Annotated in this window: 9 protein-coding genes; all 9 read left to right on the forward strand. The window is 36.2% G+C overall.

Annotated elements, in window-relative coordinates:
* Positions 1 to 9: 9 nt before the first annotated feature.
* Positions 10 to 1,542, forward strand: coding sequence for a SusD/RagB family nutrient-binding outer membrane lipoprotein (locus tag MUB18_RS07315; protein ID WP_248755492.1), 1,533 nt, complete (start codon positions 10 to 12; stop codon positions 1,540 to 1,542).
* An 83-nt stretch (positions 1,543 to 1,625) separates the two neighbouring features.
* Positions 1,626 to 2,270 carry an N-acetylmuramoyl-L-alanine amidase gene (locus MUB18_RS07320; RefSeq protein WP_248755493.1) on the forward strand — a complete coding sequence of 215 codons (645 nt, stop codon included), beginning with the start codon at positions 1,626 to 1,628 and terminating at the stop codon, positions 2,268 to 2,270.
* Between the two features lie 476 nt (positions 2,271 to 2,746).
* Positions 2,747 to 3,970, forward strand: coding sequence for an exo-beta-N-acetylmuramidase NamZ domain-containing protein (locus MUB18_RS07325; protein ID WP_248755494.1), 1,224 nt, complete (start codon positions 2,747 to 2,749; stop codon positions 3,968 to 3,970).
* Between the two features lie 57 nt (positions 3,971 to 4,027).
* Positions 4,028 to 7,519 (forward strand): SusC/RagA family TonB-linked outer membrane protein, encoded by a 3,492-nt coding sequence (locus MUB18_RS07330; protein WP_248755495.1) that lies wholly within the window; start codon positions 4,028 to 4,030, stop codon positions 7,517 to 7,519.
* Between the two features lie 10 nt (positions 7,520 to 7,529).
* Complete coding sequence (locus MUB18_RS07335) at positions 7,530 to 9,377, forward strand: RagB/SusD family nutrient uptake outer membrane protein (RefSeq protein WP_248755496.1); 1,848 nt, start codon at positions 7,530 to 7,532, stop codon at positions 9,375 to 9,377.
* 512 nt (positions 9,378 to 9,889) lie between these two features.
* Positions 9,890 to 13,348 (forward strand): SusC/RagA family TonB-linked outer membrane protein, encoded by a 3,459-nt coding sequence (locus tag MUB18_RS07340; RefSeq protein ID WP_248755497.1) that lies wholly within the window; start codon positions 9,890 to 9,892, stop codon positions 13,346 to 13,348.
* A 17-nt stretch (positions 13,349 to 13,365) separates the two neighbouring features.
* The gene (locus MUB18_RS07345) at positions 13,366 to 15,174 is read left to right on the forward strand and encodes a RagB/SusD family nutrient uptake outer membrane protein (RefSeq protein WP_248755498.1); all 1,809 of its coding nucleotides are present in this window, start codon (positions 13,366 to 13,368) and stop codon (positions 15,172 to 15,174) included.
* 36 nt (positions 15,175 to 15,210) lie between these two features.
* Entirely contained in the window at positions 15,211 to 16,647 is a 1,437-nt protein-coding gene (locus tag MUB18_RS07350) for a DUF4623 domain-containing protein (RefSeq protein WP_248755499.1), read from the forward strand.
* A 91-nt stretch (positions 16,648 to 16,738) separates the two neighbouring features.
* Complete coding sequence (locus MUB18_RS07355) at positions 16,739 to 18,193, forward strand: glycoside hydrolase family 10 protein (protein WP_248755500.1); 1,455 nt, start codon at positions 16,739 to 16,741, stop codon at positions 18,191 to 18,193.
* Positions 18,194 to 18,311 lie beyond the last annotated feature (118 nt).

Raw genomic sequence — 18,311 nt, forward strand, 5'->3', positions numbered from 1 at the left:
ACAGTTGGGATGGGATTCTCATCATGTAGTAAGTATTTGGATGTCAATGAAGATCCAAATAATCCTGCTAGAGTAGAGGCTGCCAGTCGTTTGGCAGGTGCAATAACAACATCAAGTGGAGCGGCTCAATGGCGAGGGACGAGGGAGTTGGCAGGGGTTATGCAATACGGAGGGCTTCAAGCTGCAAGTTCTGGAGGGTATGCTGCGACAAATTGGAGATTTACGGCTTCTTACTTCTTGTGGCAAAATGCCTATGTGAATACAATGCCTAATTGTGTGGATATAATTAATTTAGGTGAAGAAGAAGGAAATCCTCATTTTGTCGGTGTGGGGAAAATATTGCTAGCATTAAATTTTGGGCTGCTGACGAGCCAGTATGGCGATATCGTGGTGGATGATTATTATAACGGTAAGGATCAAGTCGTATTAAAGCCTAAATTTAATACACAAAAAGAGGTTTATGAGCGGATTCAAAAACTCCTTGATGAGGCTATTGCTGCTCTTGAAAACCCCAATAATAAGAGAGGGTTAGATGCGAAAAAAGGTGATCTGTTGTATCAAGGAGATGTTTCAAAATGGATTAAGTTTGCTTGGTCATTAAAAGCAAGATATTATAATCATCTAAGTAAAAAGTCTTCTATTTACAATGCTGATGAAATTATTGCCGCTTGTGCCAAAGGTTTTAATGGGGATGGTATGGATGCTGAATTTCCATATTTAAATGGAGGTCAATTGATTGATGAGAACCCATGGTCGAGCTGGGGGGGATTTGAAAGTGAAGCGAATCCACGATATTTTGCTTGGACACAATTCTTTGTTAATATGTTAACAGCGTTTCCTGTCTCTAATAAATTGTATGAAGATCCCAGAATAAGCAAAATAATGAAGGGAGCCGCATCTGACGGAAAATATAGAGGGCCTGGGGCTGGTGATTATATAAGCAATGGCCAAGGAGTTCTTGCTAACGGTACTCAAGGTGATAAAACTAAAGTAAAACCGGAAGATTATGGAAGATTTAGTAAAAGTGGATATTATACAAGTACAACATCTCCTTTTGGTTTCATTACCTATTCGGAGGTAAAGTTAATTGAAGCGGAAGCAAAGTTGAGAAAAGGGGACTCTAATGGTGCATTGGTTTCTTACGAAGAAGGTGTCAAATCTAATATGCGAAAATTGGGTGTTTCTGCATCTGATATTTCTAATTACTGGAATGCTCAGGTGGCAGATGGTCTTTCTCAACATTTTAGTACAGTCGATGGGGGGTTAAGTCATATTATGAGGCAAAAGTATATTTCACTTTGTTTGAACCCTGAAACTTGGGTAGATATGAGGCGGATGGATTATAGTGCGAATATTTATGGGCCAAGTTTAAAAAGACCTACAAATTTAAACACGACAATTTTTGATATAAATAATCAAAATCAATGGATTCAAGCAATGGTTTATGAAACTAATGAACAGACTAGGAATCCCGATGCTGTTGGAAATAACACAGAAAAATATCGATTGCTTACTCCGTTATGGTTCAATGTTAAAGAATAGATAATAAGGGGGGCTCCCCCTTATTATCTATAAAAGCAAAATCTTGTAATATAAAGGTAGATCTTAGTTATATTTGGTTATTTATGAGAAAAATAGTTTTATTAAGCCAATTGTTGTGGCTGTCATGCCTTTGTGCACAAACACCTGTTATTATCCAAAAACCTATTCTTTGGAATGCAGAGCGGGAGCAGCTCTCTTTGGATTATCTTAAAAGTAGGCATGGTATTGTGCAGCAAAAGGCTGTGATCAAACCAACAATGGTCGTCGTGCATTGGACAGCAAATAATAGTGTACAAGCAACTTTTAATACGTTTAATCCCGTATTATTGCCTGGGAGGCCAGAATTGACTAAAGCAAGCCCGTTAAATGTTTCGTCGCAATATGTGATCGATAGAGATGGTACGATTTATCAATTTTTGCCTGATACTGTATTCGCTAGACATACCATTGGTTTGAATTATTGTGCGATCGGTATTGAAAATATTGGTGGTGATAAGTATCCACTTACCGAAAAGCAGCTGTTGGCGAATGAGGCGCTCATTAGGCAGTTAAAAAGCAAGTATCCAATAAATTTTGTAATTGGTCATCACGAATATAAGACCTTTCGTAATACAAAATATTGGAAAGAAACGAATTCAAATTATATCACTTCAAAGTCAGATCCTGGAGATGATTTTATGATCAAATTAAGGAGAAGGTTGATTGATTTGAATCTATTATCCTTATAACAGATTTATAAAAAACAAAAAGGGAGTTCTTATGAACTCCTTTTTTGTTTTTGTATTTTTTCATCTGATTTCTTGAAATGTGGATGTTTTTTTAATCATATTACTATCTCTTCTAAAATGTTTGATGTAATTTTTTGAAAAATCATTAATTGCTGTTTTATGCCGCAGTTCATATTTGTAATAATAATGTTACAAATATGTGTATTAGTTACACTAATTATGCTTTTGTATTTCTTAATTATTGTTAATATGTTTTTGATATTCAGGTATTTGTCATGTTTATTGAATGTTTTTTGTTAAATAATGTTAAATAACAATTAATGGTGTGTATAGAAAATAAAAGTGACTACTTACTTTGTTTTGCGTTTTTGTGAGTGATTTAGTTAAAAAAACGAAAACATCTACTTACATTTATTCACGAATTATCATCTATTTGCCAGTATGATAGACATGCTACCATTAATTTTTAATAAAATATGAAAAGACTATTTGGATTCCTTTTATTAATGAGTTTTCTTACTTTCACTTCATGTGCTAGTAAATCAGTAGTCGTAAATCAGACTTCATTTACTTCTCCAAATAAAAATGCGCAAATTTTAACCGGTGCAGATCAGCTTTCATCTTACTTGCGTATGTTAAAAGGTAAGAAAGTAGGTGTTATGGGAAACCAAACTTCTATCGTAGGGGCATCTAAGGAGCATCTAGTAGATGTGTTATTGCGCGAAAAAGTGGATTTAAAATTTGCCTTTGCGCCTGAGCATGGTTTTAGAGGGGATGTGGAGCGTGGAGAGAAATTTGGTAATGATGTTGATTCAAAAACAGGATTGCCATTATATACTTTATATGGAGGTAATCAAAAACAAGACTCTATTGTAAATGCAATTGATGTCATGATTTTTGATCTTCAAGATGTTGGCGCGCGTTTTTATACCTATATCACTTCCTTGCATCGGGTGATGGAATTATGTGCAAAACACAATAAAAAACTTATTGTATTGGATCGTCCAAATCCGAATGGTGATCAGGTGGATGGTCCGGTAAGACATGATGATAAGTTTAAATCAGATGTTTCTTGGCATAAAATAGCGATGATCCATGGTTTGACCATTGGTGAATTGGCTAAGATGATCAATGGTGAAAAATGGTTAGAAAATGGCAAACAATGCGATGTGACAATTGTACCTGTTAAAGGATATGACCATAAGATGATGTATGATCTTCCTGTTATTCCTTCGCCTAGTTTGCCTAATCCTCTTTCAGTCAGACTTTATTTGTCATTGTGCCTTTTCGAGGGGACAGATATTTCTGTAGGACGTGGAACGGATTGGCCTTTTCAAATTATTGGTTATACCAATCCAGTGTATGGCTCATTTACTTTTACTCCTGGTGAACGTCACGGTATGACTAAGCATGTAGAAGGTAAAGGTGCTATTAATTATGGGATTGACCTTCGAAGTGTAGTTCCTTCTGAACATAAATTTACCTTAAAATACGTATTGGATTTTTACAAGAAAACTCCAGATAAATCTACTTTTTTCGCTCGACCTGCATTTTTTGATAAACTTGCTGGGACTGATCAATTGAGGCTGCAGATTCTTGCTGGAAAATCGGAACAGGAGATAAGAGCTTCGTGGGCAGCTGATTTAGCTGCATATAAAGTGATGCGCAAGAAGTATTTATTATACCCAGATTTTGAATAAAACAAACTAACTAAATTTCAATATAAAAATTCATTTATTATAAAACGCTACGATACAATGAGAAAATTTATACTATTTTCTGTTGCTGTGGGTCTGAGTGTGCCTTCTAAGTCTTTCAGTAATGTGAGCAAAGAAGGAGTGCTGAATAGCCCTAATGTAACACAGTCACTTTTAGCTTCATCCAAAGCTGTGCTTCAAAATGCAGTTCAGGGGGTGGTGACAGGGCCAGATGGGCCAATGGCGGAAGTAAGTGTAGTTGTTGTCGGAGGGACAGCCTCTACAAAAACAGATACTCAAGGACGTTTCAAGATTACGGCTCCTATCGGGAGTAAGTTGAGATTTACGTCCATTGGTTATGCTACAAAAGAGGCAACGGTAAGTTCTAACACTGTGAACGTTACTTTAGAATCAAGTAATGAATCTTTGGAAGAAGTGGTAGTTGTTGGTTACGGTACACAGAAAAAAGGCAATGTAACAGGTGCTGTATCGACTATCAATGTAAAAGAAAATTTACAGAGTAGACCTATTGCAGATGTTGGTCGTGCTATCCAAGGTACAACACCCGGATTGAGTGTTACAATACCAAGTGGAGAAGTAGGTTCTGATCCAAAAATTAGAATTCGGGGCGCAATTTCTTCTATCCAAGGAACATCTAATCCTCTTATTTTATTAGACAATGTTGAAATACCAAGTATTCAATATGTCAATCCTGAGGATGTTGAATCTATTACAGTTTTAAAGGATGCTGCGGCCTCTTCGATATATGGTGCTAAAGCAGCTTTTGGCGTTATTTTGATCACAAGTAAGACGGGAAGTTCAACTGAAAAAATCAATGTTAATTACTCTAATAACTTCTCCTTTCAGAATCCTTTTAAAAGATATGAAATGGGTCGTCTTAATGCATTGAAATATACGGTAGACGCTATGGATAGGGTTGGAGAAACGGAAACTGGAGCTTTTTATAAAATAAATAGAGAGAGTTACGAAAAAGCTGTTGATTGGGATAAAAAATATGGTTCTACGATAGGATCAGATGACCCTACGGTCTATGGGAGAGATTGGTATGTGAATCCTACAGCGCCAACTAAAAAATTTGGTATTCGTACTTATGATCCCTATGATTATATGATTAAGGAATGGGCGCCTACTCAGACCCATAATCTATCGTTAAATGGTAGCATTAACAAAACAAAATATACGGCTTCATTTGGATCCTTGAACCAAAGTGGTATGTTGAAACCTGGTGATGCAGATAAGTTTACAAGATATAATGCTGCTTTACGACTAAGTACAGAACTTAATAAGTTCATTACTGTTCGTGGTGGAGCCATGTTTGCTCAGCGAAATAAGACATATCCATATGCGACAAACTCAACTACAGCAGATCCATGGTTATACATGTATAGATGGAGTTCATTGTATCCAATGGGAAATGACGAAAATGGAAATCCAATCAGAAGTCCTTGGAGTGAAAACAATGCGGCAAATGATGCATCGATGTTACGTAACTACATTAATTTAAATGCGGGTGCGACAGTTAATATTAAGAAAAACTGGAGAGTAGATATTGATTACAATTTTACGAATGAAGATTTTTCTTGGAGAAAAAATGGTACGAGATATACCGCTGCAAACTCTTGGGTTGCTGCAAAGCAAAGACTAGATGCGAATGGCAAACCTGTTTTTGTTAATAGTGATGGTCAGGTAGTTTCTTCAACTGATGCGGGAGCAATACGGGCTTATGATTTGTCCAATGACATGTATACCGCAAATGGTTCTGCACAGGATCATATTTACATGCGATCTGAAAATGAACAAAAACATACTTTTAATGCATATACGACCTATGATTTAAATTTAAATGATGATCATGTATTTAAATTTATGCTAGGTATGAATCGAGTGGCTTCTGCTGGTCAGTATCATTGGACGCAAAGAGCTGATTTAATTGATATTACAAATCCTCAATTTGATCTTGCTGTTGGAACAATAACGGGTAGTGGAGGTGAGTATTGGGAATCTCAGTTAGGATACTTTGGTCGGGTTAACTATGCTTATAAAAATAAATATTTGTTAGAGGCAAATCTTCGATATGATGGATCATCTAAATTTCCTACAGATTTGAAATGGAGATGGTTCCCATCATTCTCAGCGGGCTGGGTAGCATCAGAAGAGAGTTTTATGGAATGGGCGAAGCCAACGTTGAACCAATTAAAATTTAGAGGTTCATGGGGTATCATCGGTAATCAAACTGTGCCTTCTGATTTGTATATTTCCAACATGTCTGCAGGTCAAACAAGCTGGGTAATCGATGGAACATTAACAAATTCTGTTGGATCTCCAAAATTGAATGTTCCGAATGTAAGCTGGGAAGATTTGGAAACTTTGGATATCGGTATGGATGCCAGATTTTTCAAAAGTAAGTTGGGGCTTACCGTTGATTGGTATCAGAAGAAAACAAACAATATGTTTGCTCCTTTAGAAGGTACTACTTGGACTTTAGGTGCGCCAGCTCCTATAGGTAATTATGGTACTTTGACTACTCGAGGTCTTGAAGTTGCAGTAGATTTTAATCATAGATTTGAAAATGGTCTTGGAATAAATTTGAGAGCTAATATTGATGATGCTAAGTCGGTCTTCAATGGTTATACGGAGTCAAGAACGACTGGTGTAAATTATAATGGACGTGTATATGGAGATATCTGGGGCTTTGAAACAGATCGATTATATCAATATGATGATTTTGTTTTAGATGGAAATGGAAAAGCGCAGTTAGTGGATCTGAATGCAGATATGTCAAAATACTATCTGAGTGGAGGTAAGAAGGCTTATCTTTTGAAAGACGGGCCAAATGGAGAGAAACCAGTATACCAACCTCGATATCAAAATTCATCTAACTTTTACTATGGACCAGGCGATGTTAAATTTAAGGATTTAAATGGCGATGGAGAAATCGATAATGGCGATGGTACAATCGATAATCCTGGAGATATGAAAATTATTGGAAACTCTACGCCTAGATACCAATATGGATTTAGAATAGGTGCTGATTTTAAGGGCTTTGATGTTTCAGCATTCTTTCAAGGAGTTGGTCAACGTAAGGTATGGGGTACTGGATTTTTGGCTATCCCTGGTTTTAATGTCTCTGATGGCGCTATGCCAGCAAGTTTTGTTAATGATTATTGGACTCCAGAAAATCAGGATGCATTTTACCCAGCCGCATTCAATAATGCTGGTGGTACCAATGTAAACAATATGCAGATTCAATCTCGTTATCTATTGGATATGTCTTATTTGAGAATTAAAAATCTGACAATGGGGTATACGATTCCAAAACATATATTGGATCGTGCAAAAATTAATAATTTAAGAGTGTATGTATCATTAGAAAATTTCTTTACTTGGGATAAATTAAATGGCCTGCCGGTAGATCCAGAGGAGGTTGAAGGAGAATCGATTTTTAATGCCACCAACTATAATGGCGGTCGTACAGGTGTTGGTACTCCAACATTCAAAAGTGCATCATTTGGTGTTCAGTTAAACTTTTAATATTTGAAAAATGAAATTAAATAAACATATTATAGCAGTTTTACTGTCTACGGCAGGTTTAGTTTCTTGTAATAAGGACTTATTAGATCGCTCAGAGACAACGAAAGTGATTGATGCTGAATTTTGGAGAAATCAAAGCGATATCAGATTGTACGCAAATGATTTTTATACAAACTTTTTTGTAGGGTATAATTCAGGATTTGGCGTTGCTTTTGCTCCGCTTAGAGGGTATAACTGGGCGGATGATTTTACATCTGAAGGGACGCAAGCAAGTTTTGAATCCACAGTACCTACAACGCGAGGTTCTTCTTCTGCTACTACTGAAATGTTAACTCAATATGCAGGGCCTTCTTGGAACTTCTATTGGGTTCGTAAAGCAAATGTGATGTTGAATCGCATAGAAAATAAAGCAAAACCTAATTTATCTCCAGAAGAGTATAACCATTGGACAGCAGTTGCTAAATTTTTCAGAGCTTTTGAATATTCTCGTTTAGTTGGAGTATTTGGAGATGTTCCTTATTTTGATGCGGAAGTCGATCCAAAGGATTTTGATACCATGTACAAAGCTCGTACGCCAAGAACGGAGGTGATGGATAAAGTGTATGATGACTGCAAGTATGTATTGGAGAATATGCGCATAGATGATGGTAAAGGGTATGTGGGTCGTTATACAGCTGCTGCTTTAATCTCAAATTGGATGTTATTTGAAGGTACTTGGGAACATTACCACAATGTGGATAAAACGAGAGCAAAAAAGTTTTTAGAGTTAGCAGTTGAAGCTTCTCAATATGTGATGAATTCTGGTAAATATTCTTTTGGTAGTGATTTCAAAAGTTTATTTGCATCGGAGGATTTGAGTAGTAATCCTGAGGTGATTTTCTTTAGAGCTTATAATGATGCCGTAAAGGTGACACATGCAATTGGTTCTTATAGTAATGGCAATGAAGGACAAGATAAAGCTTCAAACCTGAATCTATTAAAATCTTTTATTTGTAATGATGGTCAAGTTTGGCAAAACTCCACAACTGCTAAAGCCGGTGACTTTTCATTAAAAGCATTAGCATCTTCTAGAGATCCAAGATTTGAGGCAACTTTTATGGATACGGTCAATACCGCTGCTGTAACTTTAGCCTATGTTCATAAATTTTCAGGAAGAGATGCCTTGACTTATATTGGTAAAACCTATCCTGCGAAATGGACAAGTAATACCAATACAAATGATGCTCCTGTAGCGCGTTTAGCTGAGGTAGTATTGAATTGGATTGAGGCTAAACAAGTATTAGCGGAAAATTATGGCGGTGCTGCTGTAGGTCAAAATGACTTGGATAAATCTATTAATGCAATCAGGAATAGACCTTTAGATGCTGATGCAACTAGAAAAGGTATTAAGAAAACAGCGCCATTACTATTATCTGCTATTCCAAACGATCCTACTCGTGATGGTGATGTGTCTCCATTGATGTGGGAAATACGTCGTGAACGTCGTATGGAATTTGTATACGAAGGATCTCGTCTGAATGATATCAGACGCTGGAAGAAATTGGATTATATGAATTTTAACAAGCCTGATTATACTGCAGGTCCATGGATCAATGCTCTGAAAGATTTACCTAAAAATGCTGCAGGTACTAATTTGGCAGATTCTTATAAGAATAAGTTAAAAGTTATGAAGGCAGATGGTACCGTTGTTACATTTAATGGTACAAATGCTAGTGATTTAGTTGGTTACTATGTTGTTGCAAATTTTGCAAATCGTGTAGCATTTACAGAGCGTTCATATATGTCTCCAGTTGGACTTAATCAGGTTCAGCAATATGTGGATAGAGGATATACATTAACACAAACAGTAGGTTGGTAATTATCGACTACTGAGTTAATAAAGAGCCACTTCATTTTGAAGTGGCTCTTTTTATATAACACAAATTTCATAATTTCTGCATACTTTTCATGCCGATCTAAATACCTGTTTTTAATAATTCTATCGGTATACTCACTCTCCCTCTTCTTAAATATATGATTACAATATTCTACAGGATTATTATGATATAACTCCTGTCAAATATGTATATAATGGATTTTATTTAATACACGATGATAGAGTTTTTATCACAAATTGAATTCCACTTTCATAATGGAATGCTAGGCTTATCTGCCCCATTATTCAAAACAAATTTTATCTTGCTTTTTTATGCGTTAGTAATATTTTATTTCACGCTAAAAAACGTATAAAAACGCAATAAAATTTTATATTTAATATTATAAGCTTATATTAGTATATATTTATGCGTTTTTCAGACATTTCCAAGTGTTGAAACATGCATAATCTAACCAAAAAAAGTAAAACCAATTTTTTAAATTATTATTCCGATTATGAGAAAATCTCTATTATTCTCAGTTGCTGCAGGTTTAATTAGTTATCCCGATGCTCATGCGAGTGGCGTATCTAAAATTACTAATCTTGCAGCTACTACCTCTGAATTTTCAAGTAGAATCTTTCAAAATACGGTACAAGGTAAAGTTTTGGGACCTTCTGGTCCTATTGCTGGAGCTACTGTAACTGTTGTTGGTACAAAGAATTCTACAATGACTGATTTAGAAGGCAATTTTAAAATTGTAGCTCCCATAGGAGCTACTCTTCGCATATCTATTGTTGGATACAAGTCTAGGGATATTAATGTCACATCAAATACGCTGTCTACGGCATTGGAAATTAATGAAAGTGCTTTGGATGAAGTTGTTGTAGTTGGCTATGGTTCTCAAAAGAAATCAAATTTAACAGGCGCAGTTTCAACTGTAAATGTTGAAAAAGTTTTGGGAAGTAGACCTATTCCTGATGTAGCAAGAGGTTTGCAAGGGACAATTCCAGGTCTTTCTATTGTTGTTCCATCTGGAGAAGTTGGCTCCGATCCAATAATGAAAATTCGTGGTCAAATTGCTTCGATAAATGGATCAAGTAATCCTCTTATTTTAGTAGATAATGTCGAAATTCCTAGTGTCAATCTTATTAATCCGAATGATATTGAATCGGTCACTGTACTAAAAGATGCAGCTTCAAGTTCAATTTATGGAGCAAAGGCAGCCTTTGGTGTGATATTGATCACGACAAAAAAAGGTGCTAACACAGACTCGAATGTGGTCACTTATTCTACAAACTTATCTTTGCAATCTCCGTTTAAGCCTATTGAAATTGCAGGAATTGACGGTTTAGAATATACATTGGAAGCGCATGAAAACATGAAAGCAAGTGGACCTGCTGGTGGATTTTGGCGTGTAAGTAGAGAAAGTTTTGAAAAAGTTAAAGAATGGCAGCAAAAATATGGCAGTACTGTCGGTAATTATGACCCGGTTCTGTATGGCCGTGATTGGTACTATGAAGGTGGAGAAAAATATGGCTTAAGGTTGTATGATCCTGCGGCAGTGATGATTAAGGATAATGCTTTTTCTCAAATTCATAATTTGGGATTGAATGGGAAAAGTAATAAAACAACCTATAATTTAAGTTCAGGGTACCTTGGTCAGCAAGGAATGATGAAACCTGCTCAACATGATGACTATACTCGTTTTAATGCAACATTAAATCTCTCGACAAAAGTAAGCGATTTTTTGACGGTTAGAGGTGGGGCAATGTATTCAGATGGAACTAAGCGATTTCCTAATTCGACTACTGGATTTACATCTGATCCTTGGCTCTATTTATATAGATGGAGCCGGTTATTTCCAATAGCAGCACAACAAAATGGTGTGGATGTGAGGGATCCTTATTTTGACACAAAGAATGCACATGATGCTATTAGAACCAATCGATATCTGAATCTGAATTTGGGATCGACTTTAAATGTGACAAAAAATTGGGACATCCAATTGGACTATGCATACAGTACTCAAAATAATACGGATAAATCTTCGATGCCTACATCTACCGGGGCATGGCATTGGTATGCTCCAATTGCAAGTGTTGATGCTGACGGCTGGCCGATTTATGTCGATGAGGATGGTGTAGCGACAGATACTGGAGGCATTCCCTCTTATCAGTTTCCTGTAGAACAATATATAGGAAAAGATCAAACCTATATATCCAGATCAAATTACTTTTCAAAAAAACATACGTTCAATGCCTTTTCAACCTATAATTTGAACATTCAATATAAGCATGATTTTAAGTTTATGGTTGGGACAAATATTGTATCCAATTTATGGGAGAGTAATTATGCAAAAAGAACCAATTTAATGAATGAGCAAAATCCGCAATTCAATTTTGCTGTAGGTACTGAGACTTCTGGTGGTGATAAATATTGGGAATCACAAGCAGGATTTTTTGGACGCTTAAATTATGCATATGATAATAAATATTTGCTTGAAGCTAATTTGAGATATGATGGTGCTTCCAAATTTCCCAAACATCTACGCTGGAGATGGTTCCCTTCATTTTCTGCTGGCTGGGTAATTTCAAATGAACGCTTTATGGAGCCATTGAACCCCGTACTAAGCTTTGCTAAATTCCGTGGTTCTTGGGGAAGTATTGGTGATCAGTCTATAAGTAATGCCATGTATGTTCCCACTATGGCCATAGCGAAAAATAGCTGGCTAACGAGTTCTGGAAATCAATTTTTTCAGCTTGGGACACCCTTAGCTATTTCTGATGCAATTATGTGGCAGGATATTGAACATATTAATCTTGGTGCCGATTTGCGATTTTTTAATAATAAGTTGGGGCTTGTCATGGAATTGTATGAGCGTAGCACAAAAAATATGATCGTAGGCGGTGATGCTTTGCCTGCAACATTTGGTACTGGGGCTCCACAAGGAAATTATGGAAATTTAAGAACAAGAGGTTGGGAACTTTCCGCAGATTACAGTCACAAATTTAAAAATGGTTTACGATTAAATTTTAATGCCAATATTGCTGATGCAATTTCTGTAGTGACAAAAGGGGTCGACTGGAAAGATAATTGGGAAGATAGGAGATTGTCCACCAGTTATTCAACAGGAAGAAGATACGGGGATATTTATGGTTTCGTGACTGATCGCTTGTATCAAAAGGAAGATTTTATGTATGATGAGCAAGGGAAGTTTATGCAAACTACAATTGTTAGAGACGGTTCATCAAAAGTTACTAATATGCTGGCAGGCAATAATCCTGTTTATCAAACATATTTTGAAGATGGTAATCAAATCCTACTGATGAGCCCAGGTGATGTGAAATTTGTTGACGTTAATGGTGACGGATATATTGATGCAGGAAAAGGGGTGAACGGTGATACTGGTGATATGGTTGTTATTGGAAATTCTACGCCTAGATATGATTTTGGGTTTAGGGTGGGTGCGGAATATAGAGGATTTGATTTGTCTTTGTTTTTTCAGGGAATCGGAAAAAGAAGTATCTGGGGTGACGGTCAATTGGCTATTCCGGGCTATCATGTTAAAGACGGAGCCATGCCTCAAGCAATTGCTGAGGATTTTTGGAAAGAGGATCGTACAGATGCATTCTATCCAAGAGCATGGAATCTTAATGGATCTAATTCTGGCTACGTGATGAGACCGCAGACTCGGTATATGTTGGATATGTCCTATTTCAAAATTAAAAATATAACGTTAGGATACGCTGTTTCACAGACGGCATTAAGGAAAATTCACTTAAAAAATGCTCGTATTTATGTCTCACTTGAGAATTTTTTCACTTTCGATAATTTAAGAGGCCTTCCAATCGATCCTGAAACTATCTCTGGAAATTCTATGTTACAGTCTGGTGGAAATTATAATCTAGGGCGTACTGGGGCTGGTAACCCTTCTTTTAAATCTGCATCAATGGGTATTCAAATAGGTTTGTAATAAAAATGAAAAATAACATGAAAATCAAATATAATTTTATTTTAATCCTCCTTTCGCTTTCATTTTCGGGATGTGAAAAATTCTTAGACCGACCTCAGTTAACAAGTGAAAATGATGAAACTGCCTGGAGATCGGAGGATAATGTCCGTCTATATGCCAATAAATACTATACAGATTTCTTTACTGGATATGGTGTAGGGTTTGATAATGGTGGAGCATTATTAGCTGGATATACTTTCAGTGATGATATTTTGTTACTAGGTAATCAAACCAATTTTACAAGATCGATACCAAACAGTCAAATTTGGAGCTATACGACTATTCGATCAGTAAATGTTATGTTAAATCGAATTGAAAATAGGATGTCTAAAATTTTAAGTTCGGAAGCTTTTAATCACTGGAAGGGTATTGGGAAATTTTTCAGGGCTATGCGTTACTCGGAGTTGGTGGGGACATACGGAGATGTTCCCTATTATGATGACATCGCAAGTGATGTAGATTTTGACAATCTTTATAAACCTCGTACACCTAGAAATGAGGTGATGGATGCTGTTTATGAGGATTTGAAATTTGCTTTGGCAAACGTCCGGTTGAATGATGGAGATCAATTTGTCAATCGTTATGTCGTTGCTGGGTTTGTTTCTAGATTGGCCATGACCGAAGGATCTTGGCAAAAGTATTACTATAAGAATCAGGATCGTGCCAAGAAGTTCTATGAACTAGCTCTGGAAGCTGCAAACTTTGTTATTTCGAGTGGAAAATATGATATCGTTTCTGATTATAGGTCAATTTTTACATCTAATGATTTGAAGGGCAATAAAGATGTGATTCTATATAGACATTATGATGCAGCTGTCAATGTAAGGCATTCTATAGTTTCGATACATAATTTATCAGAGTCAGTCACTTATGGACCAACAACATCTTTAATTAAATCATTTGTATGTAGTAAAGATGGTCAGCCATGGCAGAATTCGGTGGAGAAAAATGCTCATAATTTTTCGTTAGATAGTTTAATTGCTAAGCGTGATTCTAGGTTTGAAGCTTCTTTTCATTATAAAAATACCATAAAAAACAAAGCTTCTTTCTTATATATAACTAAGTTTTTGCCACGATCGGTACAAGCTACTGTAGCTGCGGGAGGTGCTCCAGGTATTGATTATTCGGGTTCTAATAATGTGACGGATGCTCCTGTTTTACGATATGCAGAGGTTTTGTTGAATTGGATCGAAACAAAAGCTGAGTTAGCTTCTTTGGGCGGAGTCGCAGTTGATCAATCAGATATTGATAGGACAATAAATAAATTGAGAGATCGACCACTAGCAGCAGAGGCAGCATCTAGAGGTGTAAAGAAAACTGCTCGATTGCAATTGACTAATTTACCTGTTGATCCTGCTCGAGATGTTCAAGTTTCAAGTTTGCTCTGGGAGATTCGAAGGGAACGTAGGATGGAATTGACATTTGAAGAATCTCGCTTGTCAGATTTAAAGAGATGGTCAAAATTAGAATACATGGACACGGATTTGAATAAAGATCTACTCTCTGGTGGTTGGGTAAATTTCCCTCAAGAAGTGCCAGCGGAAATTAAAGCTGGTATTTCTGTAGTTAAATTGGACGGACAAGTTGTTGTTTTTAATCCTGCTGATGCATCAAGTAGTGCCAAGATGACTGGGTTTTATCGTTATACCTTGAATAATGGTAGACAGCCTTTTCTAAACCTATCCAATATTAATCCTTATTTAGCTCCTGTTGGTAGAGTTCAAATTGATGAATATGCTGCAAAGGGGTATGTGTTAAAACAAACGGAAGGCTGGCCTCAAAATTAAGATGCCAAATACTTGTAGTTTATTAATAAGAAAGAGATGAAAATTATACATAATATTTCAAAAATGGGTTTATGGGCAGCATGTGTCTGTTTCGCTACTCTAACGGTCTTGTCTTCATGTAAGGATGATTTTCCTGTAAATGTTGAATCTGATAAAATAACTGTTTTAAAATCTATAAAAATTGTAAATGCTGGAAAACAGGGTAATGAAATTGTAGAGGGAGTAGTAAATGAAAATAATAAAACAGTATCATTTCCTCGTATTGATCCAGAAACAGATCTGTCTGCCATTCAATTTGAAGCAACCACATCGGATGGAGCGATCTTAGAAAAAAATACTTATGCATTGCTATTTAAGGATGGGGAAAGTGAGAGCACAGTGGTTCTCAAGGTGACAAATAGCCCTAGATATCGAGAGTATTTGGCTAAGGTAAGATTGAAAATTCCTGTTTATGGTGCTGATTTTACGAAACCGATTATTTATGATTATACAAATAATGAACTGGGTAATCCAATTTATGAAACATTCACCGGGGCTCTCACTCGTGGGACGGGTTTTGATGGTGAACATGTGCTTATTGTCACTAGACATGCTGCAGGTTCTCATTTATTAAAGGTCACTGATCTGAAGAAGAATGTCATTAACAGGATCCCTTTAAATTTGACAGGAGTGACTTTAGGAACTTTCGTGGTTAATGTGGGAGATATTGTAAATGGTCATACGTATATCGCAAATCTGTCAGGTGCTAGTGCTGCAAGCCCTATAAAAATTTATCATTGGACTGATCCTACTGCTGCACCCCAAATTGTAGCAAATATTGATGTCAGTAAAATTGTAGGCGCAGGGGTTCGACATGGTGATAATATGTCTGTCAATTTAGATAAGAATGGTAACGGGTTTATTTTTTTAGGAGATAATGCTGGAACTAAAGTGTTGAGATTAAAAGTTTCTAATTATACGAATATTGGAGATCCATTTGTCATTGCTTCAACAGTGAATGTGGGATCATGGAGTTCTTTTAACCAGATTGGGGAGACAGATGATTATTTGTTTACTGGACACGATGCGCCCATCATGGCTGTTAATAGTGGTGGTTCTATTTCTTATACATTATCTCGTACATCAATTCCAATTAGAAGTTCTGATAGTAGAGTTGTTGAATTCAATGGTGAGCGATATTTATTAACGACCACAGCAGCGCGCACGGGGTCTGAACCCACTGTACTTTCTTTGTATAATATAACTAAGGGTAATAATATTATTGATGCTTTAACTGCTTTTGAGCAATCTGACAGAAAGCCAGTTTATGAATATTCTTTATTGGGTCCTGTTAATACGTCGCCTGCGACACAAACGGGATGGTCTGTACTTAAAGACGGGAATGGTCAGGATAAGTCTTTATTAATCTATTCTGCCGCAAGTGATGCTGGGTTTGTACTCATCGACGTGCCTAAGAAAGAACTTGAAGATTAGTGTAAAGTTGAATGCGAATCGACAAATTAATAGCTTCGATTCGTATTCATTAATTTATGATTTTAAAGTTGTATGTAACCAATAATTGATTATGAAAAAAAATTCTATATATGCATTGATGTTGTTGTGCTTTACAGCATTACTATTTAGTTGTTCCAAGGATTCGGACAATACTATTGAACCAATCGAACCACCTATTGAACAAGGACCTATTTTTCCAAGAAAAGAAATGAGAGCTGTTTGGATGACGACTGCCTGGGGTTTAGATTGGCCTCAGAGTATTTATTCAGAGTCTGCTCAAAAATCGCAATATATTGCTTATTTGGATAAGTTCAAAGCATTAAATATCAATACGATTTACTTTCAAGTAAAAGGAATGGGAGATTCTTTTTATGCCTCTACTTATGAGCCATGGAGCGCAGCTATTACTGGAACTAGAGGTAAAGATCCCGGCTATGACGTGTTGAAATTTTTGATTGATGAAGCTCATGCTAGAAATATGGAGTTTCATGCATGGATGAACCCTTATCGTATAGGTACTAGGACTGGAGTTTCTCAATCTTATGCTCCGCTTCATCAGTCTATTAATCCTGAGTGGGTAGTTAGTCATGAGAAAATTCAAATCTATAATCCAGCTTTGCCTGAAGTGAGACAGCGATTATCTGACCTCGTAAAGGAACTTATTTCGAAGTATGATGTTGATGGAATTCATTTTGATGATTATTTTTATCCAGATCCTTCTAGTGCTGGAACAATGATTTCTGATGAAAATGATTTTGATTTATATGGGGCTGGATATAAGACCATCGGTGATTTTAGGAGAGGAAATGTTGATCAAGCAATTAAATCGGTTTATGATGTAATTGTTCTGACCAAACCAGGAGTAGCTTTTTCGGTGTCGCCTGCGCCAAGTAATGCCTACAATATGAATACGCTTTATGCAAATGTCACCAAATGGTGTCAAGAGGGTTGGGTAGATATTGTTATACCGCAACTATATCAAGAAATAGGTAATGCTTCTAATGACTTTAAAACTAACTTAGGTTTTTGGCATCAGTTTAATTACAAAGCTGCTTTAGTAATTGGACACGGATTTTATAAGTTTGGCGATGCAACAAATCCAATAGCTTTCCAATCTACCGCCGAGCTGCAAAAGCAATTTGACTTGACGAAAACTAGAAAAAAAGTCGTTGGTAATGCTATGTATAGTGCAAAGTATATTATGAATAATAGTATAGGAATAACAGATAAATTGGCTGAAATATATAAAAATCCTGCTTTAAGACCGTTTGTCGGCAGAGCGGTTGCACCTTTGCCTGCAGAACCGCAAAATGTAAGAATTGAAGATGGAGTACTGAAGTGGATGGTGTCTGGTGATGTTAAATCTGTTGTTTATTATTTCGAAAATTTAAAAACAGAAGGAAAAATTGTAACGATTACAAAAGAAAATAATCAAGCGATTGCTGAAGGTGGTTTTTATTGTATTGCTACTTTTAATTCTGATAATCAGGAAAGTAAGTTTTCAAATTTTGTGGAGAAAAAATAAAGTAGTGATGAAAATATGATTAACAACCCAAAATCCATTGTATAAAATGCGGTTTTGGGTTTGTTGATTTTTATTTGTTGCATAAAAACGCATTATTTTATTTTTTATGACTATCTTT

The organism is Sphingobacterium sp. PCS056, assembly GCF_023273895.1.
Lineage (GTDB): Bacteria > Bacteroidota > Bacteroidia > Sphingobacteriales > Sphingobacteriaceae > Sphingobacterium.